Raw genomic sequence first — 26,769 nt, forward strand, 5'->3', positions numbered from 1 at the left:
CATGAAGAGCCTTTTCGCCCTTGGCCTTGCCGCCGCCAGCACGCTGTTCAGCGTGCACGGCGCGGCAGCCGACACTACCCCGCCCGCCACGTGCAAGGGGCTGGAGTGCCTGACCTGTACCGCCCTGAGCGACCCTCAGCAGTACACCGAAGGCCGCATGAAACTGATGCGCGAGATCGTCCCGGGCAAGGACCGCTGGCTGTTCCGCTCGGCCGTCGACCTGACCAACGATTTCGGTATCCCGGCGCCCATGCGTCCGGAGTTCAAGCGCCTGATGGATACCTTCCATCGCCAGGGCATCCAAGTGGCCATGGCCATTCAGCCGACCCGTGGCCTGATGCACCGCGACAAACTCTATGCCGACAAACTGCACGGCTTCGACTTTGCCCGCGCCAGCGGCAACCTCGACGCCTACCTGAAGCAACTGCGTAGCGGCGGCGCCGTGGTGGCGCCGATGATGCAGCTGGTGCACACACCGCCCAAGGGCGAGTTCTTCTTCCGCCGCGATCACCACTGGACGCCAACCGGTGCCGAAGCCACCGCCCGTCTGCTGGCTGACGAAGTGCGCCGCCAGCCGTTCTATGCCGCGCTGGATAAAAAGCAGTACCGCACCGAACCCGGCGTGATGGTACCCAAGGACGGCACGCTGAACCTGGCGCTGAGTTACATCTGCGGCAACAACTACGGTTTCCAGTACGTACGCGGCTTCCAGACCATCCCGCAGGACCAGGGCGCCGATGCCCTGTTCGACGAGGCGCCGGACCCGCAGGTGATCCTGGTCGGCGACAGTAACGCCGCTGCCCGTGAAGACGAGAGCAAGCAGTTCAACTTCGACGGCTACCTCAAGCAGTACCTGGACGTCGACATCCTCAACTACGCCCTGCCCGGCGTCGGCCAGGACGGCTCGCTGCTCGAGTACCTGCTTTCGGAGAACTACAAGCCCAAGGCACCGCCCAAGCTGATCATCTGGGAACTGCCGGCCAACTACCAGCTGGATTCGGACCTGATGTACCGCCAGCTGATTCCGGCGGTCAAAGGTGGCTGCCCGGTGTCCACCGAGGTCATGGCCAACCGTTTGCAGCGCCCGGCACTGAAAGTCAACGAGCGCATCGAGCTGCTCAGCAATGCCGGTGACGCGCGCAAGAACGTCAACGGCGGCTTCCTCGACATCCGCATCAGCGACAAGAACGTCAAGGACTTCTACGTGATCGTCTATTACGACAACGGTGCCCGTGACAAGGTGTGGTTCCGCCGTGAAGCGGTGGTTACCGGTGGGCAGTATTACCTGGAGCTCAGTCGCGCCAAGGAATTTGCCGGGGCCAACCTGCTGTCGGTGTTCATGGAACCGACCCAGCCCGGCAGCGCTGCCACCCAGGTGGAAACCCGACTATGCCTGTAAAGACCTGGAGCGCACTGGCCCTGGGCCTGTGCGCCAGCCTGCAGCTGAGTCACAGCCTGGCCGCCAGTTCGATCTGGCCGCCACGGGCCACTGCGCAGTCGGCGATGATCGCCGACTACCGCACCCTGCAGTGCACCCAGCAAGCACCTGAGCCCTACACTGGCAGCCTGCAGATGCAGAGCAAGTACGACCAGCGTGACGCGAGCAAATCGACGTTGCGCAGCCAGCCCGATGCCGACAGCGAAAAAATCGGCAAGCAGGTCAAACAGTTCATCGGTGGCCTGATCTATGCCAGCAAGCGCTTTCAGCGGGCCAAGTCGCCCCAGCAAGCCAATATGGCGCTGGCCTGCCAGGACCAGTGGCTGCAGCAGTGGGCGCAAGCCGGCGCCCTGCTCAACCCCGATGCCAGTAGCACCGGCATGGCCGCGCGCAAGTGGGCGGTGGCCGCCATGGCCTCGACCTTGCTGATGACCCAGGCCGCCAGCGACGGCAAGCTGCAACTGTCGGCGCAGCAACAGGACTGGTTCAGACAGTTGGGCGAACGCATCATCGCCGAGTATCAACCGCGCCGGGCCCAAGGCTTTGCCTGGTTCAACAACCATGACTACTGGGCCGCCTGGGCGGTAGCCGCCACCGGCATGCTGATCCAGCGCGACGACTTCATCCAGTGGGCCGACGGCAACCTGCGCCTTGGCCTGCAACAAGCGGTCAAGGGCAGCGATGGCAGCTATGCCTACCTGCCGCTGGAAGTGGCTCGCGGCAAGTTGGCGGCGACCTACAGCCAGTACGCGCTGGTGCCGCTGGTGCTGCTGGCCGAGTCGGCGCGTGCCAACGGCCTGCCATGGAGCGACGACGACCAGCACACCCTGGAACTGCTCGGTAACTTCGCCGCACGCAGCATTCTCGACCCCGACAACCTGCCCGAGCTCAAGGGCCAGTCGCAGATTGCCGTGGCCCCGTACAAGCTGGCCTGGCTGATCCCCTTCCTGCAGCGTGCCCCGGACAACCGCCTGGCGCGCCAGCTGTATGACAGCGAAGACGGCGACGTCGATAACTACAGCCAGATTGGCGGCCCGATCAAGCCGCTGTATCCCCCATTGCCGTAACCCAAGGACGAACCGCCATGGCCATGCGCCCCTTTTCCCTTTGTGGCCTCGCAGCCCTGTTCATCGCTGGCGCGGCCCACGCTGCCAGCGCGGGCCTGCCGTTGCAGCCGTCGATGACGGCCATCAGCTACAGCGAGCATCAGCTGCAACTGCAACAGCTGCAGCATCAGGTTGACCAGGCCGTGCAGCTGCAACTCCCGGAACGCCCACGCCCGGCAGGCCGTGCCAGCGTCTCCCTGCAACCGATGTTTTCATCGCAAGCCGGCAGCTGGCCGTTCGAACCGTTCGTCAACAACGGCCTGTTCCGCGCCATTGCCGGCTACCAGGCGCACCACCCGCAGGCGGTACTGATTCGTGGCGGCAGCATTACCTTGGCACAGTTGCACGATGCCCTTGGCAACCCGCGGATCCTCAAGCCTTATAAAGACGGCTACCTGCTCAGTTACCCTCTGGTGATTGGCACTGATGGCGGGCTCGTACTTGAAGGCACCAGCCTCTATCTGTACAGCTACTCGGGCACTGCGCTGATCAACCAGGGCTGGCTGGGCCTGAATCAGTCGCGTCTGGAGAGCGTGGCCGGTGACAAGCCCGGCAGCACTGACCGTGCCTGGCGCCCCTTCGTAGTGGCCTGGGCGGGCAGCCACACGCAAGTGATCGGCTCAACCCTGGAACGCCTCGGCTACAACGCCAACCTGTCCCGTGGCCTGAGCACCGCCCTGAGCAGCCAGCAGGCACCCGCCACCCCCAAGGCCACCCTGATTGTGCGCGACAGCCAGTTCACCGACCTGTCCAGCGCGGTAGAGCTGCAACACAGCCAGGCGCAAATCAACGACAGCCGCTTCGACCAGTCCCAGCAATACGCCATCGATGTGCGCGACAGCCAGGTCAACCTGGTGAACAACCAACTGCGCGGCATCGACAATAACAGCGGTATTCGCCTGCGCGGGCAGACGGTAGCGCGGGTCGAACGCAACCTGATCCTCGGGGCCAACAAGGCTGCCATCGAAATCAGTGACCAGCGCGGCGCCCTGCTGCTCAAGGGCAACCTGATCGGCGACAGCCGTGGCAACGGCCTGCAACTGCGCAACCTGCCGGCTACCGCCCAAGCGCCGCTGCTGATCGAAGACAACCTGATCGGCAACAGTCAGGGCAGCGCCGTGGATGCCAGCGAGGTCAGCAGCGCCATATTGATCAACAATCGCATCGGCAACACCCCGGAGTACGCCGTCAGCCTGCGCAATGCGACGCCGCTGGCCGGGCCATTGACCCTCAGCGGCAACACCCTGGGCAAGGCCGGCAAGGCCGTGGTGCGGGTCGAAGGGATGCAACAGGCGGTCATCGGCCCGAATCAGTTCGAAGGCAAAGCGCTGCTGCAGAGCCTGTTGATCGGCGACTGGCTGGCCCTGCAGGGGCCACTGCTCGATGCGACCCAGCGCCAGGGCTGCGTGGTCCGGGTCAATCAGGCGAGCCGGGCGGCACCGGCACCGCTGCTGTGCCAGCAGCGCGCCAGTCAATAACGCGCTGCATCCGTACAAAGCACTCATCCTCACCCACGGCATCGAACCCCTGGCGCTGGTAAAGGGCCTGCGCCGGGTTGCTTTTGAACACGGTCAGGCGCATCAGCGGCAGGCGGCGCTCGGCGGCCCAGCCGGCCAACAGCCCCAGCACCCGGGTGCCGACACCCTGGCCGCGCGCGCTCTCGATCAGGTGCAGTTCACGGATATACAGGGCCTGGCGGTCCTGGCTGAGGCTACAGAAGCCAAGCAGCCGGTCATCCTCGACAATCAACCACTGCTCACGCCAGGTCCAGGCCTGGTCGAAAGCTTCTTCGATCCAGAGCAGGTCGAACTCGTGGTAATAGCGCAGCATGGCGCGACGGGTCAGGTCTCGGGCAAAGGCGCAGTGCTGGTCAGTGGCGGGGGTCAGTTGCACGGTATCGTTCTTCTCTGGCAAGCAATCAAGAGCTCCCACTCAGGTTTTGACTTCCCCGGCATAACACACCGGTGAACTCATCGGCCCCTGCCGGTCCTGTTCATCTTCAAGCCACTGGGCCAACACCCGGGCATTGTTGTGGGTGGTGTCCTTGCCGGCATACAGCAAGGTCAGGTCACCCTGCCCGGCCATGCCCAGTAGCCCCCACCAATGTGCAGGCTGTGCCGCAAGCTCCTGGCGGTAACGCTCGGCGAAGCCTTCAAAGTCCACTTCACCCGCATGAAAAGCGCGGCGCAACAGCGTCGAAGGCGCGACTTCCGGCAGCCACAGTGCCTGCAATTGCTCCTTGCGCACGTTACGCGGCCACAGCCGATCAACCAGCACGCGCTGGCCGTCTTCGGCTGCAAAAGGATCGTAGACGCGTTTGCAATAAATCATCGGCACCTCGTCACCTTGTCTCCTAGACTAGATCTTTCATTGATCGAGGTCACGATCGTGCCACTCGATTTTTCTATCCTGAGCGCCTGAGGTAACGCAACCCGGAGTCATCATGACTACCCAGCCGTTGGCCAGCGGCACCCCGCTGGCCACACCCGATGCAAGGCCGCGCTTGAACCACAAGCCCAGCCGCACCACCTTGATCCTGTTCTTCGGCCTGTTGCTGGCCGGTCTGCTTTTCACGGCATGGAGCCTCGCCCACGACATCGATGCCAGTGGCACCGTGGTCACCACCTGGACGCCGTTCCTGTTATTGGGGGTGGCGTTGGTGATCGCCCTCGGGTTCGAGTTCGTCAATGGCTTTCACGACACGGCCAACGCCGTGGCGACGGTAATCTATACCCACTCCCTGCCCGCCTCAGTGGCAGTGGTCTGGTCCGGCTTTTTCAATTTCCTCGGTGTGCTGCTGTCCAGCGGCGCCGTCGCCTTCGGCATCATCGCCCTGCTACCGGTAGAGCTGATGCTCAAAGTCGGCTCCTCGGCCGGCTTTGCCATGGTATTCGCCCTGCTGCTGTCGGCGATCATCTGGAACCTCGGTACCTGGTGGCTGGGCTTGCCGGCCTCCTCTTCCCACACCCTGATTGGCTCGATCATTGGCGTCGGCGTTGCCAACGCGTTAATGCATGGCCGCGATGGCACCAGCGGTGTGGACTGGACCCAGGCCAGCAAAGTCGGCTATTCGTTGCTGCTGTCGCCGCTGGTCGGGTTTGCCTGCGCAGCGTTGCTGCTGCTGGCCTTGCGCCATTTGGTCAAGCGTCGCGATCTGTACCAGGCACCGGTCGGCAACACCCCGCCACCCTGGTGGATTCGCGGTGTGCTGATCCTGACTTGCACCGGGGTGTCGTTTGCCCACGGCTCCAACGACGGTCAAAAAGGCATGGGCCTGATCATGCTGATCCTGGTCGGCACCCTGCCCATGGCCTATGCCCTGAATCGCACCATGCCGGCTGAACAGTCGCTGCAGTTTGCCGCCGTGGCCGAAGTCACCCAGCAGGCCCTGCAACGCGGCGCCCCGGAGCTGGTCAGCGCCGACCCCAGGCAGACCCTGACCGAATTCATTCGTCAACCGGCTGCCACCCCGCAGCTGGTACCGGCCCTGGCCGCCCTGACCGGCGCCATCGGCAGTGAAGTCAAAGGTTACGGTTCGCTGAACAAAGTCCCTGCCGAAGCCATGGCCAACGTGCGCAACGACATGTACCTGACCAGCGAGACCATTCGCCTGATCGACAAGCATCACCTGGTGGTGTTCGATACTGACACCCAGGCCAAGGTGCAGCTGTTCAAGCATCAGCTTGACGACGCCACGCGCTACATTCCGCTGTGGGTCAAGATCTCCGTGGCCATCGCCCTCGGGCTGGGCACCATGGTCGGCTGGCGGCGCATCGTGGTCACGGTCGGTGAGAAAATCGGCAAAACCCACCTGACCTACGCCCAGGGTGCTTCGGCCGAGGTGGTAGCAATGTGCACTATCGGTGTTGCAGACATGTATGGACTGCCGGTTTCAACCACCCACGTGTTGTCTTCCGGAGTGGCCGGGACCATGGTTGCCAATGGTTCGGGCCTGCAGATGCGCACTATCGCCAACCTGGCCATGGCCTGGGTGTTGACGCTGCCTGCAGCGATTCTGATGTCTGGCAGCCTGTACTGGCTGTTACGCCACGTGTTCTGACGGGGGATGGGGCAAGCGCCTCATTCCCTGACCATCACCCAGTCTCGATGCAGTTCCGGGCCGCACACGAACAACGCCTCCCCCACCTTGCAAAAACCATTGCGCTGGTAAAACCGGATGGCCCGGGCATTCTGCTCGTTGACGGTTAGCCGTACGGCGCCTTGCACCTGTGCGAGCGTGTCGTCGAGCAGGCGTTGGGCGGCGCCCGCTCCATGTTGCGCGGGCAAAACATAGCAGCGGCTGAGCTCCGGCAGATTTTCGGCCTGGGCGATATCCAGCGGGTCCGGTGCGCTGTCGAGCAGGCTGTAGCCAACAATCTGCCCCTCGCATTGCAGCACCCGCAGGCGCTTGGTCAGGCTGTTCAGGTGATGTCGGAAATGCGCCGGCTGCAATTGCGTTTCGATGTAGGTAGTCAGCGCCAGCACTGAGGCGTCGGGTGGGCTGGCCAGGGCAAAGGTCTGCTCGGCGACGGCGCTCAGTGCGTCGGCATCGGAAAGCTGGGCGATACGGGTACTGAAGGGCATGGAGCAAGTTCCTGTCGGCCTGGCGAGGTTGCATGGTAGCCCGGGGGTTCCGTTCACTGACAGTCCCTTGCTGGGTTGGGGGCGATGTGCGCCCCCAGCCAAAAGCTCAGCGATACTCCGCATAAGGCTTGAGCGGATTCACCGGCAACGGCAGATTACCCTGCCACGGATCAAAGCTATACCGCAGGTACAACAACGCCCGGTTCGGCGAATAGTCCTCGCTGCGCTGCAAGGTAAACCCGCCGCCCAACACCCAGTGATCATCCAGCCGCCGCTCAACCAGCGCCTGCGCCAGATACCCCACACCATTGTTATTGTCGCCGGTGCGCAACTCATCGATGTTGCTGCTTTGCAGCGGCCCGTACTGATCGAGGATATCGTCATTCACCGATGACACCGGGAAGGCCCGCTCATCATCACTGCGCGCCCAGGAATAGCTCAGCGACCCTTCCAGATAGACCGACCAGCTGGCGTTGCGCCAGGCATAGTTGACCGGCACACCGAACGACAGGTAACGCTGCGGGCTGTAATAGCCGCCCTGCCCCAAGGTGTAGCCACCCAGATTCTTGTCGTAGTGCCAGGCCATCGCACTGGCGCCGATGCGCAGCTCTTCATCGACGCGGTTGATCAGCCGGTAGTAGTACCCGCCCATGGCACGCCAGCGCGTGTTGTCCTCGACGTTCTTGCCCTGCAGCCAGTGGTAACCCAGGCTGGCCCAGACACCATCGTCCAACCCGCGATCGCGGCTCAGACCCAGGGTCAGGCCGGTTGCCGTCACCCCGCCCCAGCTGATGCCGGTACGTGGATCCTTGGCCCCCGCGTAAGACAGCAACGAGTTGTTCATCGGCCGCCGTGACGCGGTGAGGTTCCAGCCGATGCCGTGGGACTTGCCGTCAACCGTGACGCCGCCCAGCAGGTTCTGCACTTCAAAGCCCATGGGCGAGGTGCCGATGTCGGCGCTGATGCCTTCGCCCTGCCAACCCGCCGCCAGGGTCAGGCCATCGGCGGTTTCCCGGTCACCGGGGCAACCGGTAGGAATCGCACCGGAAGCATTGCGGCCACGGAACGAGCAGCTGCCGAACGCTTCGCGGTGCAAACCGTCGGCGTCGGTGTCGAAGCTGGCTGCACGCAGTGCCACCTGTTCAACCCGGGCAAAACCCACGCCTTCGCCCACCGGCATCTGCGCATGGACCATGGTGGTCGAGGTGGTGAGGTCGGAAATGCCTTCGGCCCCATCGTTGTCGCGCCAGCCGTAATCCTGCTGGACGGTGACGGTCGGGCTCTGCTGCTGATACAGCTGGTCAACGTCACGGCGCAGGCTTTGGCGCAGCCAGTCGTCATCATCTTTGGCACGGCTGGCACGGGTCAGGGCGATATCATCGCGCGGGCTGGCCTGCCCGGCCGTGAGCAACTCGGCATCGCGCATGGCCAGGGCGTAGTAATCCAGCGCCTGGTCGGCCTGTTCACGCGGCACCATGCGCGCCAGGTCGCGGTAGAGCAAGGCATCAGGGGTGGTCTTGCGCTGGGCTACTTCGGTCAGCAGCACCCGCGCCTTGTCGCGCTCACCCACTGCGGCCCAGGCGTTGCCCAGGCGCCGGCGGGCGTCGACGCGCTCGGCCGGTATCTGCGGTTCCTGCTGTTCCAGTAACTGGTGCGCCAGTATGGTGTCGCCCCGCTCGATCAAGACTTCGATGTGGCCCAGACGTGCCTCGGCGTTGTCCGGTTGCAAGGCGAGGATGCGCGTGTAGTAACCATCGGCAGCGCTCAGGTCGGACGACTGCCGGGCCCAACCGGCCAGTTGCTGCAGGTCGCCGACCTGCTGGGCAACCGGTTGAGCGCCACCCAGCTGACCTTCCAGCAAAGCCATGGCGCCGGCAGTGTCGCCGCTGTCGTTCAAGGCCCGGGCGCGGTCGACAACGACCTGGCGTTGCAGGCGCTTGTGCAAGTCCTGCATGCCACTGTTCCACTGGCTGGCCGGTACCTGCTCAAGGGAAGCCAGGCCGGCCTGGCTACGGCCATCGGCCTCCAGGTACAAGCCATGGGCGAAGCGCGCCGTCGGTTCTTTGCCCTGGCGCGACAGCAGGTCGGCGAACACGCCATCGGCCTGTGCGCCCTTGCCCTGCATGCGCAAGGCACGGGCAAGGTCCGCTGCCAGCCACGGGTCGTTGGGTGCCAGTTGCCGGGCCTGGCTCAATTGCCGCTCGGCCGCTGCCCAGTCTTCGCGCTCCAGCGACTGCCGGGCCTGGCCGCGCAGTTGCTCGACCTGCGCTCCCAAGCCCGGTTGACCACCGCCGCTGCGGGGTTGCGCCGCCCACTGACGCTGCTTGGCCGGCAGGCTGGCGACATAACGCGCATAGCGCGCCGGCGATTGCGCCTGGTACAGCCGCGACAAGGCGCGCACGGTGTTTTCGTTGCCCGGTTGCAGTTGTTGCGCCTGCAAAAAGTACTGTTCAGCCTGCGGCAGCTGCTTGCGCGCCAAGGCCACGTTACCGAGGCCGAGCAGCGCCAGGGGTTCTTTGGGGTCGCGCTTGTTCGCTTCCTCATAGGCTTGCTGGGCTGCGTTGTAGTTGCCCGCGGCCAGCGCCTGGCGGCCACGCTGCATCACCAGCCAGTACTCGGTGGAAGCCAGCAATTCGTGCCATTTGCTGAGGATGTAGGTGTCCTGTTCTTCGGCCACCGCCTGCTTAAGCCAGTCGACGGCCTCCTGGCGACGTCCCTGTCGGGCCAGCGCCAGCCCAAGGTACCCCTTGAGGGTGGCATCCTTGGGATAGGCCTTCAGCGCTTTGCGCAGGTTGGCCTCGGCGACCGACGCCGAGCGGCGCTCGACCAACATGCGAATGCCCAGCTGACCGGCACGCCAGGCCGGGTCACCGGTGAGTTTGAGTTGTCCGGCGAGCAGCTCCTGTACTTGCGCTTCGTGCGAGTCGCCCGGGTAGCGCTCAAGAAAGGCCTGCCAGTTGCGTACGCTGGCATCACTGATCGGTTGTTTGGCGAGGTAAGCGTACTCCAGGCCCGCCGCAAGGTTGCGCGATTGCGCTTGCCCGGCCATGCGCGTGACCACGGCCAGCGCTTCGTCATTGCGCTTGGCACGGAACAGCTGCTCGGCGAGGAACTGCTGCAGCTCCGGGCTGCCCGGGTAGGTTTTGTCCAGGGCGTAGAGGTGGTCGATGGTGGTCGGCAGCTGGTTGGGCAGGCGACTGCGAATACGCCAGTACTCCATCGCCAGTTCCAGGCTCGGCGGCTCGCCTTTGCCAAAGGCCCCTTCGTAGCGCGACAGCGCTTCTTCAAAGCGCCCGGCGGTGGCCAACAGGCGAATCTGCTGCAGGGTTTGCGCACCCTCGCCTTCGCTCATTTCCAGCAGTTGCGCCATCTGCCGATCCTGCCGGCTGTTCGGTGCCAGGCGATGCAGGTCGCTGTACAGTTGCCGGGCACGGTCAAGCTCACGCGTGCGCACGGCCTGGCGAATCGAGGCGCTGAGCGCATCGAGGTTGTCCGGTTCAAGCAGGCGCAAGCGCGCCAGCGAGTCTTCTACCAGGCTCTCGCGGTGGGTCGCCTCCCCGAGGCGAATCTGTTGCATCAGCCACTCACGCTGCTCGTTGCGGTCAGCGGGCTGAGCCATCAGCGTCAAGGGCATCACGCCCAGGCACAGCAAGGTTGTCAGTTTACGCATTGCTCATTTTCCCAGCCCGGTATCAGCCATCCTTTGGCGTCGAAGCGATAACGACGCTCATCCCATCCCTGGCCATACAGGCTCAGCACCCGGTTGTAATAACCACTGGCCGGTGACTCGATCAGGCGTTGGCGCTGCTGATGCAGGCCATCCTTTTCGTTCAGTGCGCTCAACAGCGGCAACAACGCCGCGGAAAAACCCACCGGCCCTTTGCCGTCGGCCTTGGCGCTGTCGACATCGACGCTTTCGGGCGGTACGCCGCGCTCAAGGGTCAGGTCGACCATCGGCCGATAGTGCTCCAGCAATGCCTTGCGCCCACTGGCCGCCGGGTCAAGCATCCCCAGCCACAGGTAAACACGAATGGCGTCGTAGCTGCCTTTGGCGCCATGCACCGGGTCAGCGGCCGGCTTGCCGTTGTCACGCCAGGCCAGCCAGTCGGGTGCCAGGCCCTTGGGAGCGCTCTGCAGGAGCAATTTGCGGCTGTTGTCGGCCAGTTCCTGCCACAGCGGTGCCAGCTCGGTAAAACGGTCGAGCACCTGCAGCGGCAAATAGCTGGTATTTAGCCGTGTGCCCTGAGCGCTGACAAAGCCCTGGTCGCCGGGCAACAGCATTACCCCAAGTCCCGGCAGCGGGCGCAGGGTTTGCGCCGCCACCCGCCAGAGGATTTCAATCGCCAGCTCACGGTATTCGGCGATGGCCCACAAACGCCCCGCTTCCAGCAAGCTATAAGCCATCCACAGATCGGCATCACTGGCGTTGTTGCTGTCGAGCACGCGCCAGGCGCCCTGCTTGTCCTGACCCCACTTCCAGGCCGGCAAGCGTTTGGCGATGTTACCGCCGGCGAGGTTGTTTTCGGTCCAGCTCAGCAATTGCTGAAAGCGCTCGCGGTCATTGGCCACCAGGGCGAAAAACATCCCGTAGGCCTGCCCTTCCGAGGTACTCAGGCGCCCTTGGGACGGGTCGATGACCCGCCCGTCGTCGGTCACCAGGTCGGCCTTGAACTGCTCCCAGGCCGGCCAGCATCCGGCTGTTGCGAACGACGCGCACAACCACAGCGCGCCGCCCAACAGCCACCTGGAGCCGATCATTGTTTGCCCTCGGCCAAACGGCGGCGTGCCACCCAGGCCAGCAGGCGCCAGGCCACCACACCCAGCAGGACAATGCTCAACACCGCGCCCAGGGCCAACAGCACCGGGTGGTAGGAAAGCTGTACCCACAGCAGCATCCACCACGGCAGACGGCCGACGAAGTAAGTGTCGCCGACATAATGGCTACTGACGCCGCTGCTGCGGATCAGGCTGACCGAGCCGCGAACGAAGTCGTTGAGCTTGCTGGGGTCGGTCAGGGTCTGGCGCAACAGTTTGTAGTCGCCGTCATCGCTGGCCAGCAAGGCAACGATGCTGCGCTGATTATGGAACGGCGACTGCATGCCGGTGATGGCTGCGATCGGCGCGCGCGCCACCACATCCACCTGGCTTGCCGGCGCGTTGCGACTATCGCTGCGCAGGCGCTGGGCGCTGCTGGCGTCCAGCGACCACGGCGAACGGGCCTGACGCAACCAGTCGCGCGAACGGTCCAGCAGCAGGTTCAACTCACGCCCGCTGCCGCCACGCAGGTCATCCGGCAATGGCCCCAGCACCAACAGATCGGCATCCGCCTTGGCGGCAGTGGCCCAATCGTCCGACAGCTGCAGCCCTAGGGCCGGGTAGCCGATTCGCGAGGCCATGCCGGCAACCAGGTCGAGCATCGTGCCGACTTGCAGCTCGTTGGGTTTGCCCGGCACCAGCAGCAGGGTTTGCGACAGGTCGGCCATGCGGCTGAACGGGAACGCACTACGCCCAAAAGCGCTGAGGTCAGGCATGGCGATGTAGTGGTAGTAACCCGACAGGTCGATGGTCGAGTTCTCGTCGATGGCCGCCTGCACGTCAGCCGGCAGGTAGGTCTGGCACTGCCCGTTCTGGGCATTGCCGACCTTGCTGGCGAAGCTGAAGTCATAGCGCAGCTTGTTGCGATCGAGCACCTTGAGTGCCGGCACCAGGGTCTTGTCCGAGAGCGTCGTGGTGTCGGCGGAGAACACCTTGGTACGCAACTCTTGCAAAGCGGCGCCCATGCCATCGGAGCCTGGCAACGGAATGCTGCCGACAAAGTGATCGTTGAGGCGAATGGTCAGGCGCGATTCATCAGTGACCACCGGTGGCGTGTAGCGGTACAGGGTCTGCAAGGCGACGCCCTGGTTGCGCCACACGAACAGGTCAGGCGGCACGTTGAGCGACAGTTCGATCGGCTGTGGGCGCAGGCCGCTGACCTGAAGCTGGCCCGGGTAATCCTGAAGTTCGGCGAAGCGTACCGGGCGATCGGTACGCACCCAGTTTGGCGCATCGTACGGTTCGCGCGGCTTGAGTTCCTGAACCCCTTGCACCGCAACCCGATCCCCACGGAACAGGTCGGTGCCGACCGCCAGCGCCGACGCGGCCTTGACCAGGTCTTCGTCGTTGCGACCGAGCACCAGCAACACTTTGCTGTAACGGTTATCGGGGTGGGTGATTTGCTGAATCACCGGCCCGTCCACGGCCGGGAAGCGCTCAAGGTCAGCCAGGAACGCCGGGCGCCGGTCATTGGTGGCAAAAACGATGCTCGGCACCGGTTGCTGTTCGGTTTGCGCCGGCAACTGGTTGTACAGCACCGGGAACGTCGCCAGGCGCCATTTGGCCTTGCTGCCGAAGTACGAGGCAATGATCGCCGCCGCTTTCTGCTCACCCAGGCTCGGGCTACCGGCAAACACCATGGGGATGCTCAGCTGGTCGGTATCGCGCGCATCGAAATACGGTAGCGGGAAGTACGCCAGGTCGTTGTCGGTGACCAGCGCCTGCTCGTCAACGCGAATCACGCTCTTGCGGCTGAGGTTCAACCACAACGAGCTGTGCGCCGGGTCTTCGCAGATGTCGGTGTAGTGGCCGACAAACTCCACGCGCACCCGGTTGAAGTCCTGCACCAGCTTCGGATCGAGGGCCATGCGTTGCTGGCGCTGCTGGCCAATGTCGTCGGAGGTGATCGGCACCACGCCCATCAGCGCATCGTTGAGGTACACCCGCAGGTGCGACAGGCGCGGCACCAGCGCCGGCGACGGCGTGAAGTTCAGCTCCAGCTCGACGCTGCTGGCCAGGCGATCGCGACGCAGGCCGAATTCGATCTGGTCGCTGTTGCGCACGCCCATCAGCAGGCTGTCACTGCCCCGTCCGAGGTTTTCGAAGGTTTGCGCACGCAACCAGTGCGGCACCTGGGGCGCGACGGCCGTCGGTTCGGTCTGCTCATCGGCAGTTGCTGCAAAGGGAATTCCCAGGGTCGTCATCAAGACGGCCAGGGTCCAGGAAGACAGGAATGAACGCTTCATGTCGTGCTCTTCATTGAGTCTGAGGAAAGGGGCCGCGGCATCCGCGGAAAGTAGCTCAGCAACCAGCGCGAGGCGCTGATGATCGGCTGTATCGGCCAACGTACCCAGGCCGGGGCGTATTCGATCACCCGGTAGTAGCCCATGGCGCCGAGCGCCAGTACGTCGAAAAAGCTGCGCAGCGGGCGATCCGGCACGTGGCTGTCGCTCCAGCCGAGCCAGTTGTCGGCGCGGGCAAAGGTGCATTGCACGTAGTCGATGCGCTGCTGCAGGGTGAGGCCGGCAAGGCTGATGCCCACCTGGCGCTCGACCGTGCGCATGACCTTGCCGGGGAAGACGAACTCACGCCCGGCACGCTCAAGCAGCAACATCACTTCGGTGGCCGGGGCCAGGTCGCGTTCGGTGTCCAGTTCGATACCGGCGCCACCATCCGAGTAGTCATACAGCAAGCCGGGATACAGGTGGCCGTCGGGCAGGCGCAGGGCCGCCGGCAGCTTCACCGGTACCCGCTGGAACTTGCGTACCTGGCGAACCTCGGCGGCGACCGCCAGTGCCGCGCCGATCAGCAACAGGTTGTAGATCACCCAGAGCGAACTGACGACCACCGTGCCGTACTCGTTGCTCGGGCCATAGGAGAAGCGCCACACGGCAAACCCCAGCCCGACCAGGTTCAACGCGGCCAGCACCAGGTAAGGCCGGGCGATCTGCCAGTCGAGCCGGTCGCTTTGGTTCATGCCGCCTTTGACGGTGACATCGAATGCGCCGCGCTTGGGCGAAAACAGCGCCACCAGGGTCGGGCGCATGATGTACCAGGCCAGCACCGACTCGTAGACCTCGCCCCAGAAGGTCTGCCGGTAAGGCCCCTGGACCCGGGAGTTGACCAGGCTGGCGTGGACCATGTGCGGCAGCACATAAAGCAACAGCAACACGGCCGGCGCATAGATCACGTACGCATGCAGCAGCAGGAAGGCCAGGGGCGCCGTGAGGAAGATCAGGCGCGGCAAGCCGGACAGAAAGTGCAGCATGGCGTTGGCGTAGCACAGGCGCTGGAACAGGCTCAGGCCCTTGCCCAGCAACGGATTGTCCAGACGGAAGATCTGCACCATGCCACGCGCCCAGCGAATGCGCTGGCGTACATGGGCCGCCAGGCTGTCGGTGGCCAGGCCCGCCGCCAGCGGAATGCGCATATAGGCCGAGTTCCAGCCGGCGCGGTGCAGGCGCAAGGCGGTGTGCGCATCCTCGGTGACGGTCTGGGTGGCAAAGCCGCCGATGTCGTCCAGCGCCGAGCGGCGCAACACAGCGCACGAGCCGCAGAAGAACGTGGCGTTCCACAAGTCGTTGCCGTCCTGGATCAGGCCGTAGAACAATTCGCCTTCGTTGGGTTTGCGCCGGAACGAGCCGAGGTTGTGCTCGAAGGGGTCGGCGGAGAAAAAGTGGTGCGGGGTCTGCACCAAGGCCATCTTCGGGTCCTGGAGGAACCAGCCGACGGTCAGCTGCAAAAATGCCCGTACCGGAATGTGGTCGCAGTCGAACACCGCCACCAGGTCGCCAGTCAAGCGCTCCAGTGCGTGGTTGAGGTTACCCGCCTTGGCCCCGCGGTTGTCGTGACGGTCGATGTAGCCGACGCCCACTTCCTTGGCAAACGCACGGAACGATTCGCGCGCGCCGTCATCGAGGATGTACACCGTGAGCTTGTCGCGCGGCCAGTCCAGCCCCAGCGCCGCCATGACTGTGGTGCGCACCACCGACAGGTCTTCGTTGTAGGTCGGGATGACCAGGTCGACCGTTGGCCACAGGCGCCGGTCCTCCGGCAATGCCTTCACCGGCCGGCGCAACGGCCAGACGCTTTGCACAAAGCTCAGGATCAATACCAGCCAGGAATAGGTCTCGGCCAGCAACAGGATCATGCCCAGGATCAGGTCGAGGTCATTGGCCCAGTGCAGGGTCGAGGTATAGCGCCACCACAGGTAACGGCAGGAGATGGTGATCGACAGGATGATCATCATCAACGTCGGAAAGCGCCCCGGCATGTAGCGCATCAGCATCGCCATGCCGCCCAGGGTCAGGACGAAGATCAACTGGGCGTAGAGGTTGAACGGCGAGGTGACACACAGCAAGGCGATGAACATGCCGACGATCGCCAGCACCCAGTAGAACACCCGTTCGCCGGTGGTGCCGCTGGCCTTGATGCGCTGCTGGGTCTGCGCCAGTGCGTGGCTGCCGCCAATCATCCGCGGCAAGCGGCGCATCAGTTGCACCAGCGGCTGACGTACGCGCTGGACCATGGCCAGCGAGCCGCTGCCGAGACGACGCAGCCAGCGCACACCACGCCCGCGCGACAGGTCGGCGCCGCGGGCCGGGCGCGCCGGGCGAATCAACAGCAGCCAGACCGTTTGCACCAGGCCGCGCAGCGGGTCGCCGAGGGTCGGGCGCTTGTACGCCAACTGCGGGTAGTACTGCCGCCAGTTGCCCAGCAAGCGTTGCCACTGGGGCGAATCCAGGCGCAACAACAGCCAGGCCAGGGCCGTGCCGACACTCAGCACGGCAGCCGTAAATGGCAGGGCGCCGCGCTGACGGTAGCGCCGATAGCGGGTCATGCGTCATGCCCCCCTTCTGCAAGCAGCCAGGTCGCCAGGCTGCGCACATCGCGGGTGGCCAGGGCGTCCGGGGCGTAATAACCCACCGGGCTCTTCCAGGCCAGCGCACCGGCCATCGCTTCGTCACGGTGGATGACCTGCGGAATCAGCCGGCTATGGCGCTCGCCCCAGAGCAACAGCAAGTCACGCTGCAGCTGGCTGATTGGGTCGAAACGGTTGACCAGCAGGTAGTCGTCCCCTGCCCCTTCGGTGCTCAACAAGGCATGACAGGCAGCGTCCGCTTCCAGCACGCGCAGGCGCATCACTGTGTCCGGCAACATCGGCACGCCGGGTTGCCCGTCCGCCAACGTGGCGGGCAAGTCCAGCAGGATCCAGTCGAAGTGCGCGTGCAAGGTCTGCAAGCGTTGCACCCAGAGATCGGGATGCGCGCGTTGATGCAGCTCCAGCCCGGCCAGCGCGTTCGCCGCCAGGGTGCCGTAGGGCAGCAGGTGCAGCCCTTCAAGCACTTGCAGCAAGGCCTCGCTCCAGCGCGCCTCGTCTTCCTGCCCGGCAACGGCCCAGCCATCGGCCGACTCCAGCGCCAGGTTGAAATGCAGGCGCAACAGGTTGCGTGGATTGAGGTCCACCATCAGCACCCGTTGCCCCAGTGTGTGCAACGCAAACCCCAGTGCGGCGACCACGGAGGTGGTACCTGTACCGCCGCGAATACCGCTCAACGCCACCACTGTCATACGGGCTGCGCCTTGTCGTCGGTCTGCGTATTCAGCGCATCGCCCTGCAGCGACCAGCCTTCGCTTTCGGCCAGCAACGGCCAGCGGCGGCACGCCGCCAGCAGCTCGGACTCGCGGCTGATGTCCTGATAGGCCATGTCTTCATCACCCAGGCGCTGCTTGAGCCGGGCGATGTCATCGTTACGCTGTTTCCAGTCGTCCTGAGTCATTTCGTTCCTCGTCATGCTCATTCGGGGTATAGCATCCACTCTGTCTGCCCTTTCAGGCGTACATAGGGCCTGCCCTGGAACTCGACCACTGCCGAATCGGAGTTCTCGGACACTGCCGCCGTGGTCGGCAGGTCGTGAATCAGTGCCTCCAGGTCCAGCGGACCGCCTTGCTGCGCGTACAACCGGGCAATCAGCTCGGACACCGCCAGGTGGCTGGTCGGGGTGGTGACGTGCAACGGCCCCTGCTGGTCCGACTCGCCCATGTTGATCAGCTTGATCGCCGTCGGCACATGGGTGATGGAGCGCGAAGGAATCTCGCGCATGCCGGAGATCTGCATGCGGTCGCCGTGTACCGCCGCACCGTGCTCCGGTACCAGCACTAGCACCACCCGCCGTCCGCTTTGCTTCATGGTGTCGATGAACTGGTCGAGGTCGTCGAGGAAGTTCTTCGCCCGCTCCTGGAACGAGGCGCGCCGGGTGCTGCCGTCGGGGTTGGTGACCCGGTTGCCGTCATGCAGGGTGATGGTGTTGTAGAACAACGACACCGCCGGTTTCTGGTCCTTGATCCGCTGGGCCCACCAGGCCATCCACACGTCGCGGTCACGGGCGATGTTGGCCCCGTCGTAGGATTTCAGCGCAACCGGGAAATCGTCACTGCTCATCAGCGGCGGCGGCAGGTGCTGACCGGCCAGGAAGGTCATGTATTTGCGGGTGATCGGGCCGTTGTGGTTGAGCATCAACTCCGGGGCATAACCCAGCTTGGCGAGGTTGTCGAACAGCATGCACTGCTCATTCGCCGGCTCGTACAACTTGATGTGGTGCGGCTGGCCACAGCTGGCGCGCAGCATGCGAATGGCTGCCGGGCCACTGTAGGAGGTGGCGGAGTTGAAGCGGTCGAACACTATGTTCATGCGGCGCAGCAACGCGTTGTCACGCATGCCGGCATCTTCCAGGTCATCCCAGGCCAGCGAGCAGACGTTGAGGATCAGCACGTCAAACGGCTCTGCGGTGGGGTTCTTCTCCGGGAAGCGGGTCACCTTGCCGGCTTGCTCGCGATAGAACTGATCCAGCCAGGCATCAATGGCCTTGCTCTCGGCCACTTCGCTGGAAGCGCCCTGGGTCGTCGACACTTCGCCGGCCACCGATTGCACCGGCACGTTGAAGGCTGGCAAGGCACCGGCCAGGTACACCCACAACAACAGCGCAACCGTGACCACGGTCAGGCGCAGCCATGGCGCGATGAACAGGTAGAGCAAGGCAATGGCAAACAGCACCCCCAGTACATCCCAGTTGACGAAACGCCCGAGCAGGTCGATGACATAGTCAACAGAGAACGCCAGTACTTCAGATTGCTCGAACAGCCGCCGAAACGGCGGGTACCAGGTGTCTTTGTAGAACAGCGCAACGCCCAGCGGCACGGCAATGACCTGACGCAGGCGTGGCAACCAGCGCCCTGGCAAGGGCAACAGCAAACCGGCGGCAAGCAGCAGATTGAGCAAGGCATTGAAATCAAGCAGGCCCATCCACAAGAGGACGAACTTGATCAGAAAATACAGATTCCACAGGCCCAGTTCCGGCAGTCGAACGGCCGGACGGGTGGCGACCGCTTCAGTCATGGGCGCCCTCCTTTTCACCAACATGATTAATCCTTACGCCCCGCGCGATCAGGTGACGCGGTGGCAGGCGACGGCTGAGCCAGGTGGTCAGACGTCGCCCCATGAGAAACAGCACGATCGCCGTCGGCGCCGTCAGCACGGCAGTCAGGCCGATGACCCAAATCAGTTCGTTGTAGGTCATTGCCGCGCCCCCAGCGCTTGTAGCGATACTTTCTGCGGCTGCAGCGGCCGGAACACCTCGACATCGGGCTGCACGTGAACCGGGGCCTGGGCCACGGTGTCCACCGGCGCAACCTCCTCCGACTGAAACTCCGGCAGGGCAAGCACCTGCGACGGCACCACACTCTCGTAACCCGCGATTACGCCCTGCCAGGGCAAGCGGAAGATATTGCGTAGCGCCGCCTCAACCAAGGGTGGATTACAGGCAAACAGGAACAGGTAGAGGTTATCGCCGGCGACACAGGCAATGTCGCCATAGCGGCGCAGTTGCAACTGCTGCAGCACCACCGTCGGGCTCAGCCGGGGCAACGGCTGCAACCGCAACAGCTGGTGCCTGACCTCGGTGCCGGCAGTGTTGTCGGTCATCTTTTTAACCGCATTGGCAAAGGCCTTCGGCGACAGGCTACCGCGCACCTGCAACGGCTGCAGGCGTGCCAGCAGGCTCGACGGTTCGGCCGCCAGGGTACGCTGCCAGCGCTGCCCCTGGATCGACCGCACCAGGGTCAGAAAACGCAGGAACGGCGTGCCCTGCGGCACAATCAGGTTGGCGCCGCTGGCCAGCAAGAGTTGTTCCTCGTGCTGACGCAGGCTTTGCAAGACCTCGCGAACCACCAGCTTGACCGAGCGTCCGCAGTGGCTGCGCAACTGGTACAGGCGAACTGCAAGCGCGTTGACATCGTCGGTGCTGTCGAGGGCAAAAATGATCGTCGCCGCCTGGGCGTCCATGCCCTGCTCGAGCACTGCATCCGGGTCGTCGAACAGTTGCCAATGGGCCGTCGGCGGCGCCTCGGCGCCGAGCACGGCGGTTTGCGCCAGCACCTGGCGCTGGTCGTTGCTGGCCGGCAGAACCCGGCCATCTTCAGGCAGCGACGAGACACGAAAACCGGTGCCTTCATCAATCAGGAGAAAATCATGCGGGCCATTGACCCCCACGTCGTTGCTCCAGAAATGCACCAGCAAATGCCGTGCACCCTGGCCAATGTAAGCCTGGGCCAACCCGGACAGGTTGTCGTTGTAGCGCAGCAGGATATCGAGCAACGCCGGCGGCGGTGCGTCGCCCACTACCAGCAGGGTACTGCCGACCGAGCGCAGCCAGTCCTGGATGCGCACGCACCATTGCCCGAGCTTTTGCGACACGCGCTCGTCGAGGCCTTTGAGCGGCACCCGCACCAGCCACAACGCCCCTTCGCCATCGCGCACCCGCGGGACGTCCTGGCGCAGCGCCTCGATCAAGCGTTTCGGCGACATCGCCGGCAGATCGAACAATGTCAGCTGCCCTGGCCCGAAATGATCGGGAATACCTTTGACCAGATCACGTGAGTCGCCTGCCGCGTTGACCAGGAAGGCCCGCTGCGACGCTGGCAAGCCCGTTAACAGTTGGGTGCACAGGCGGTTGGCCGTTTCGGGTGTTTCACAGGTCAGCCAATACAGGCCACCTGTGCGCATTTCGACTTGTCTGTCAGGAAGACCGGGCAACACCGGTGTTGACGCATGCAATGACCACCTCCATGAGGGCATGGGTACTACGGACCGCTCAGTAACTTCTTATGAAAGTATCCGAACGGCCCTACAACAAAGACTGTAGACGTACTTTATCACGTCGTACTGTCGCGACTGGCTTTCCAGCGCCGTACCACCAGCTTCTCCAGCTCGACGATAAAGAACACCAGTACCCCGATCCCCAACGAAATCAGCCAGCCGCTCAATGGCAAGGCGACGGTATGGAAGGCGGTCTGCATGAACGGCACATAGATCAGCAGGCATTGCAGCAGGATCAGTCCCAGCGTCACCGTCAGCAGTGCACCGTTACGCAGCAAGGCCATGTTCAGCGAGAACTGGTCCTGCAGGCGGCAGTTGAACAGGTAGGCCCACTGCGCGGTGACCAGGGTGTGCAGGATCATCGTGCGGATATGGTCGGTGTCCTGGCCGTCGGCGAGCATCCACGACTCCAGCAGGAACGCGGCGGCAGTCAGCAGGCAGCCCACGAACAGCACCCGCCATACGGCGTAGCCATTGAGGATCGACTCACCGGCATTGCGCGGTGAGCGACGCATCATCCCCGGCTCACCGGGTTCGAACGCCAGGGCGAACGACAAGGTGGTGGACGTAGCCATGTTCATCCACAGAATCTGCAGCGGTGACAGCGGTACCACCGCGCCGAGCAGAATCGCCACCACGATCAGCAGCCCCTGGGCCATGTTGGTCGGCAAGATGAACAACACGGTTTTCTTCAGGTTGTCATAAACCCTGCGCCCTTCGCGCACGGCGTTGGTGATGGTCGAGAAATTGTCATCGGTGAGCACCATGTCGGCGGCTTCCTTGGTCACCTCGGTGCCCTTGATGCCCATGGCAATGCCGACATCGGCCTGCTTCAGTGCCGGGGCATCGTTGACCCCATCGCCGGTCATGCCGACCACCTGTTTGTTCGCCTGCAGTGCGCGCACCAGGCGCAACTTGTGTTCGGGGCTGGTGCGGGCAAACACCGAGTACTGCATGGCCAGCGACTTCAGTGCAGTGTCGTCGGCCTGCTCCAGTTCCTTGCCGGTCATGGCGCGCAGTTCGCTGCCCATGCCCAGCATGCGGGCGATGGCCACAGCAGTGTCCGGGTGATCCCCGGTGATCATCTTGACGTCGATACCAGCCTGCCGGCACATGGCGATGGCCTCGATGGCCTCGGGACGCGGTGGGTCCATCAGCCCGGCAACGCCAAGGAAAATCATGCCTTGGTTCAGGTCGGCGTGATCGATCTCACCACTGGCGCCCGGCACCGGTCGGTAGGCAGCGGCCAGCATGCGCAGGCCCTGGTCGGCGATGTGGCCCATCTCGCGTTCCCAATAGGCACGGTCCAGCGGCTGCGGGCCATCGGCGCCCAACTGCTGTTCGCACAGACTCAACAGCACATCGGGCGCACCTTTGAGGTAGATGACACTTTCGCCGGCGACATCGCAGCGGCGTGCCATGTACTTGTAGGCCGAGTCGAAGGGAATCTTGCCCAGACGTTGCACCTCCACCGGAGCCAGGTCGGCCTTGCGCGCTAATACCTTCAGTGCGCCTTCGGTGGGACCGCCGACCACTGTCCAGCGGCCCGCCTCGTCTTGTTGCAGGCTGCTGTCGTTACAGATGTCGACGGCGCGAATGAAGGCTTGCAGATACGGGTGCGCCGCCCAGTCCAGCGCTTCGGTTGCACCGGCAAGAGTAATGCGGCCACGCGGCTCGTAGCTCTGGCCGTCGACGCCATAGCGGGTGGTGGCGGTCAGCACGTTCTTGACCGTCATCTCGTTCATGGTCAGGGTGCCGGTCTTGTCCGAGCAGATCACGTTCATCGCCCCCAGGGTTTCCACCGTGGGCAACTTGCGAATGATCGCCTGGTTGTTGGCCATGCGCTGCACGCCCAACGACAGGATGATCGAGACAATGGCCGGCAGCCCTTCCGGCACCGAGGCCACTGCCAGGCTGATCAACGACAGCGACAACTCGCCCAGCGGATAGTCGTGCCAGAAGAAGCCGATCACGAAGAGCGCCACCATCATCCCGACGATAAGCTGGAAAATGCGTTTGCCCAGCACCGCGATCTGGCGCAACAAGGGTGTCTGGGTTTCGTCCACCGTGGCAATCATGCGGTTGATCTTGCCAAGCTCGGTGGCCGGCCCCGTCTCGATCACCACACCCTTGGCGTTTCCGGCGCTGACACTGGTGCCGGAGAACCCGAGGTTGGTGCGGTCGGCCAGTTGCGCCTCGTGGTCCAGCGCGTCGACCTGCTTGGCCACGGTGAGCGACTCACCGGTGAGCATGGACTCCTCGACCTGCAGGTGGTGCACCTCGAACAGGCGTACATCGGCGGGAATCTTGTCGCCGGGGCGCAACACAATGACATCGCCCGGCACCAGTTCGCTGGCATCCACCTCCAGCTTCTGGCCACCACGCACGACGTGCGCGGTGCTGCTGAGCATGCCACGCAGGGCCGCCAGCGACTGCTCGGCCTTGTTCTCCTGAAAGAAGCCGATGGACGCGTTAATCACCGCCACCAGGATGATTACCAGGGTGTCGGTCCAGTGCCCCATCAAGGCCGTGGCCAGCGCTGCGACCAGCAGGATATAGATCAGTACATCGTGAAAATGGCGGGCAAAACGCAGCCACACCGGATCGACAGGTTTGGCCGGCAGCGCATTCGGGCCTAGGCGCAGCAGACGCGCCTTCGCCTCTTCGGAGGTCAGCCCCTTTATGTCGGTTTGCAGGTCGGCCATGGTTTGTTGCGCACTTTTGCGGTACCACGGCGCTGCTTTGGTGGTGTTGCCAGGTTCCTGGGGTTGCAATGATCCCATACCGTCCTCCCGGTGTTCGTCCTGAGGTGAACGGGCCAATGGGCGATCTACGGTGATTTGGCGAGGGGGCACCCAGCTGCTACTCCGACGTTCGCCCTCCAACCCGATCCACTTGCCCGCAGTGCGTAGTTTCAACCCCTGTCACAGGCGGGTGCTTGATGCAGATCATGGCGTTCCGCCGCACGGCGGATATTTGCCCCCAGAGACACTAGCAGCGAAATGCCGTGCCTGCCCTTGGCCCGGCTGAATCGCTGCTGCAATGCGAAGCCCTGGACTGTCAGTCGATAGCATCGACCGCCAGCGTTTGCACGACCACGCGGTTACGTCCGGTCTGCTTGGCCTGGTAGAGCAGCTCGTCAGCGTGCTTGAGAATGGCTTCAGGCGTTGGCGTCTCATCACTGCGACAGGCCACGCCGATGGAGATGGTCAACGACTCGATCTGCTCGAACACCGCCGTGGCAATCGCCAGGCGAATGCGTTCGGCCACTTCACCGGCAGTGGCCAGGCTGATGTCCGGAAGCAGCAGGGTAAATTCTTCGCCGCCGGCCCGACAGGCCAGGTCTTCAGCCCTTGAGTGCTCCTGGATAATCGACGCCACCTGTTTGAGCACCAGGTCGCCGACATCGTGGCCATAGGTGTCGTTGACGCGCTTGAAGCGGTCAATGTCCAGTGCCAGCGCGCAGTAGTGCTGGCCGGACTGGTCGAGGGTACGCAAGCCTTCATCCATGGCCCGACGGTTCGCAAGGCCCGTCAAGGCATCGCTTTCAGCCGCGCGCCGCAGGCGTCCGAGCTTTTGCTGCAACAGCTGCACACTGTTGAGCAAGGCGCTGCGGATGGCAGCCGCCTCGGCGTACCAGGCGTTGACCGAACCCAGGCGCTCGGTGGCCTCTGGAGCCGACAGCTGGGTCGCACTGTTTGCCAGATGCCGCAATGGCCGGGTGATCAGTGTTGCCCCCCAAAAGATCAATATCAGGCCGATCAACCCCGCCGGGACGATGTTGACCAGCATGTTACGCATCAGCGTGCCCAAAGGGGACAATGCCTGCTCCCGCGGTTGCTGCGTTACCACCGCCCAGCGGGCTCGTTCGACCTGGGCATAACCGGCCAACATATCGACGCCTTTATAGTTAGCCGCTTCCATCGTGCCCCTCTCGCCCTGCAACGCGGCATCAACCGTCGGGCTGAAGGGCAATACGTCTCCAATGCGGTGTTGATCCCAGTGATACAGCAAGCGCCGGTTGTCATCCGCGACAAAAGCGTATGTGCCGTCCAGCAGAGCGTGGCTGGCGATCAGGGTGTGCAGCACACCGCGCTGCTTGATGAAAATGGACCCGCCAATCAGGCCCAGATACTGCCCTGAAGGGCTAAGCACCGGGTGCGAGATGAATACAATCAAATTGCCTGTCGCCGTTTCATAAGCATGACTGACCAGCGGGCGCTGCGCCTTGAGCGCCTCCTGAACTTCGTTGGAGTCGATGTGGGTGCCCGTGATCAGCGGTTGCTCGGGGTAGATCTGCAAGGCCTTGCCAGTGGCGTCGATGACCATCACCGAGTTCAGTTCCGTGTCCTGGGCCTGCAAGCGTTTTACTTCATCCTTGAGTACCTGCGGATCGTTCAATTGGTTGCCAAGCACCTTGCTGCTGTAGCCCAGGCGCTCGTCCACCGAACGGAGAAACTCGTCGATGCCCGAGGCGACCTTGAAGGCATAGGCACGATTGGCCTCCAGCGCCGACTTGATCAGCGCGTCGCGCTGTACCTCATAGGCCACGAACAGGCTGTTGCACAGCGTCGCGATGACGGCCAGCAAAACGAATATCAGGATCAACCCACGCAAACTGATGGACGCTGGAGCGAATTTCTTCATGAACCCTGCCGTACTGTTCAATTCATGCCGCACAGTGCAATCGCACACGTGACCACCTGGCACCCGGCCAACCGGAAGATTGCCTCCTGGCGTAAGAAGCGTAGCTGCTTTTGCCGGTTTATCCGCAGCCTTCGTGGTGCGCCCCGCAGGCTGAACAAGCGTTCACCTTGGCGCTGCCCAATGCTTTATGCTCGGGGCTGAACAGTTCAACGAGGTCTTGCATGTCTTTGTCCATCAGTACCGAATCGCTCTGGATCGACACCGCCGAGGGGCGACTGTTTTGCACCCGCTGGTTCCCGGCGACGGGCTCGAACACGCCAGCACTGCCTCCCATCGTGCTGTTCCACGATTCGCTTGGGTGCGTCGCCTTGTGGCGGGATTTTCCCCAGCAACTGTGCCAGGCCACCGGGCGTGAGGTGATTGCCTATGATCGCCTCGGTTTCGGCCAGTCTGACCGCTACCCGGGAACGCTGCCCCTGGACTTCATCCGCCATGAAGCCGTGCACTTCTTTGCACCGCTCAAGGCCGCGCTGGGTATCGAACACTTCGTTGCCTTCGGCCATAGCGTCGGCGGCGCAATGGCCGCCGCCTGCGCCTCGTTGCACCCAGAGCACTGTGACGCACTGATCACCGTGGCGGCGCAGGCGTTTGTCGAAGACCTGACGCTCGCCGGCATCCGCATCGCCGAGGAGCAGTTCAAAGACCCGCAGCACATGGCCCGCCTGGAGAAGTACCACGGCGACAAGGCGCCCTGGGTACTGGGCGCCTGGACCCGCACCTGGTTGTCGCCAGCATTCAGCGACTGGACCCTGGAAGACGTGGTCGGCACCCTGCACTGCCCGCTGCTGGCCCTGCATGGTGAACACGATGAATACGGCTCGGCATTGCACCCCGAGCGCATCGCCCGGCTATCGACCGGGCCCGGCCGCTACCTGATCCTGCCAGGCTGCCACCACGTGCCGCACCGCGAAGCACCGGCAGCTGTGCTAGAACCTGTTTGCCAGCTGCTCGTCCACTAACCGCCG

19 protein-coding genes are annotated in these 26,769 nt (G+C 63.7%); 5 read left to right on the top strand and 14 right to left on the bottom strand.

Going from position 1 to position 26,769, the window contains the following annotated elements; all coding sequences use genetic code 11:
• The first annotated feature begins 1 nt into the window (after nucleotide 1).
• The 3 genes from DM813_RS22585 to DM813_RS22595 are packed head-to-tail and all read left to right on the top strand — an operon-like array spanning nucleotide 2 to nucleotide 4,022.
• Nucleotides 2–1,399 (top strand): alginate O-acetyltransferase AlgX-related protein, encoded by a 1,398-nt coding sequence (locus DM813_RS22585; protein ID WP_128325621.1) that lies wholly within the window; start codon nucleotides 2–4, stop codon nucleotides 1,397–1,399.
• Entirely contained in the window at nucleotides 1,390–2,505 is a 1,116-nt protein-coding gene (locus DM813_RS22590; protein ID WP_128325622.1) for a polysaccharide lyase, read from the top strand. Before DM813_RS22585 ends, DM813_RS22590 begins: the two co-directional genes overlap by 10 nt.
• A 17-nt stretch (nucleotides 2,506–2,522) precedes the next feature.
• Nucleotides 2,523–4,022, top strand: a complete 1,500-nt coding sequence (locus tag DM813_RS22595) for a right-handed parallel beta-helix repeat-containing protein (RefSeq protein ID WP_241653225.1) — start codon at nucleotides 2,523–2,525, stop codon at nucleotides 4,020–4,022.
• Here DM813_RS22595 and DM813_RS22600 read toward each other — a convergent pair.
• Nucleotides 3,961–4,437 carry a GNAT family N-acetyltransferase gene (locus DM813_RS22600; RefSeq protein ID WP_241653226.1) on the bottom strand — a complete coding sequence of 159 codons (477 nt, stop codon included), beginning with the start codon at nucleotides 4,435–4,437 and terminating at the stop codon, nucleotides 3,961–3,963. The genes DM813_RS22595 and DM813_RS22600 overlap by 62 nt on opposite strands.
• A 39-nt stretch (nucleotides 4,438–4,476) precedes the next feature.
• Complete coding sequence (locus DM813_RS22605; RefSeq protein ID WP_128325623.1) at nucleotides 4,477–4,875, bottom strand: DUF488 domain-containing protein; 399 nt, start codon at nucleotides 4,873–4,875, stop codon at nucleotides 4,477–4,479.
• Between the two features lie 112 nt (nucleotides 4,876–4,987).
• Here DM813_RS22605 and DM813_RS22610 point away from each other — a divergent pair, with 112 nt between their 5' ends.
• Complete coding sequence (locus tag DM813_RS22610; RefSeq protein ID WP_128325624.1) at nucleotides 4,988–6,604, top strand: inorganic phosphate transporter; 1,617 nt, start codon at nucleotides 4,988–4,990, stop codon at nucleotides 6,602–6,604.
• 20 nt (nucleotides 6,605–6,624) lie between these two features.
• Here the strand turns inward: DM813_RS22610 and DM813_RS22615 are convergent, their stop codons facing one another.
• The 12 genes from DM813_RS22615 to DM813_RS22670 form a co-directional block, all read right to left on the bottom strand.
• Nucleotides 6,625–7,128, bottom strand: coding sequence for a GNAT family N-acetyltransferase (locus DM813_RS22615; protein WP_128325625.1), 504 nt, complete (start codon nucleotides 7,126–7,128; stop codon nucleotides 6,625–6,627).
• Between the two features lie 106 nt (nucleotides 7,129–7,234).
• On the bottom strand, nucleotides 7,235–10,798 hold the full coding sequence (bcsC, locus tag DM813_RS22620) for a cellulose synthase complex outer membrane protein BcsC (RefSeq protein WP_128325626.1): 3,564 nt from the start codon (nucleotides 10,796–10,798) through the stop codon (nucleotides 7,235–7,237).
• Nucleotides 10,786–11,886, bottom strand: a complete 1,101-nt coding sequence (gene bcsZ / locus DM813_RS22625) for a cellulose synthase complex periplasmic endoglucanase BcsZ (RefSeq protein WP_128325627.1) — start codon at nucleotides 11,884–11,886, stop codon at nucleotides 10,786–10,788. The genes bcsC and bcsZ overlap by 13 nt, the downstream gene beginning before the upstream one ends.
• Nucleotides 11,883–14,189 carry a cellulose biosynthesis cyclic di-GMP-binding regulatory protein BcsB gene (gene bcsB, locus DM813_RS22630; protein WP_128325628.1) on the bottom strand — a complete coding sequence of 769 codons (2,307 nt, stop codon included), beginning with the start codon at nucleotides 14,187–14,189 and terminating at the stop codon, nucleotides 11,883–11,885. Before bcsB ends, bcsZ begins: the two co-directional genes overlap by 4 nt.
• Nucleotides 14,186–16,783: a UDP-forming cellulose synthase catalytic subunit gene (gene bcsA, locus DM813_RS22635; protein WP_128325629.1), complete on the bottom strand. Its 2,598-nt coding sequence runs from the start codon at nucleotides 16,781–16,783 to the stop codon at nucleotides 14,186–14,188. The genes bcsB and bcsA overlap by 4 nt, the downstream gene beginning before the upstream one ends.
• Nucleotides 16,780–17,514 carry a cellulose biosynthesis protein BcsQ gene (bcsQ, locus tag DM813_RS22640; RefSeq protein ID WP_128325630.1) on the bottom strand — a complete coding sequence of 245 codons (735 nt, stop codon included), beginning with the start codon at nucleotides 17,512–17,514 and terminating at the stop codon, nucleotides 16,780–16,782. Before bcsQ ends, bcsA begins: the two co-directional genes overlap by 4 nt.
• Nucleotides 17,511–17,723 carry a cellulose biosynthesis protein BcsR gene (bcsR, locus tag DM813_RS22645; RefSeq protein WP_128325631.1) on the bottom strand — a complete coding sequence of 71 codons (213 nt, stop codon included), beginning with the start codon at nucleotides 17,721–17,723 and terminating at the stop codon, nucleotides 17,511–17,513. Before bcsR ends, bcsQ begins: the two co-directional genes overlap by 4 nt.
• 17 nt (nucleotides 17,724–17,740) lie before the next feature.
• Nucleotides 17,741–19,339, bottom strand: a complete 1,599-nt coding sequence (bcsG, locus tag DM813_RS22650; protein WP_128325632.1) for a cellulose biosynthesis protein BcsG — start codon at nucleotides 19,337–19,339, stop codon at nucleotides 17,741–17,743.
• Nucleotides 19,332–19,520: a cellulose biosynthesis protein BcsF gene (locus DM813_RS22655; protein WP_128325633.1), complete on the bottom strand. Its 189-nt coding sequence runs from the start codon at nucleotides 19,518–19,520 to the stop codon at nucleotides 19,332–19,334. The genes bcsG and DM813_RS22655 overlap by 8 nt, the downstream gene beginning before the upstream one ends.
• Nucleotides 19,517–21,076, bottom strand: coding sequence for a cellulose biosynthesis protein BcsE (gene bcsE, locus DM813_RS22660; protein ID WP_128325634.1), 1,560 nt, complete (start codon nucleotides 21,074–21,076; stop codon nucleotides 19,517–19,519). Before bcsE ends, DM813_RS22655 begins: the two co-directional genes overlap by 4 nt.
• Before the next feature lie 77 nt (nucleotides 21,077–21,153).
• On the bottom strand, nucleotides 21,154–23,880 hold the full coding sequence (locus DM813_RS22665; RefSeq protein ID WP_128325635.1) for a cation-transporting P-type ATPase: 2,727 nt from the start codon (nucleotides 23,878–23,880) through the stop codon (nucleotides 21,154–21,156).
• A 277-nt stretch (nucleotides 23,881–24,157) separates the two neighbouring features.
• Complete coding sequence (locus tag DM813_RS22670) at nucleotides 24,158–25,744, bottom strand: sensor domain-containing diguanylate cyclase (protein WP_128325636.1); 1,587 nt, start codon at nucleotides 25,742–25,744, stop codon at nucleotides 24,158–24,160.
• Nucleotides 25,745–25,965: 221 nt separating this feature from the next.
• Between DM813_RS22670 and DM813_RS22675 the strand changes: the two genes are divergently transcribed.
• Entirely contained in the window at nucleotides 25,966–26,763 is a 798-nt protein-coding gene (locus DM813_RS22675; RefSeq protein WP_128325637.1) for an alpha/beta fold hydrolase, read from the top strand.
• Nucleotides 26,764–26,769 lie beyond the last annotated feature (6 nt).

It is taken from the genome of Pseudomonas alkylphenolica, from assembly GCF_004025535.1.
In the GTDB taxonomy this organism is placed as follows: Bacteria; Pseudomonadota; Gammaproteobacteria; order Pseudomonadales; family Pseudomonadaceae; genus Aquipseudomonas; species Aquipseudomonas alkylphenolica_A.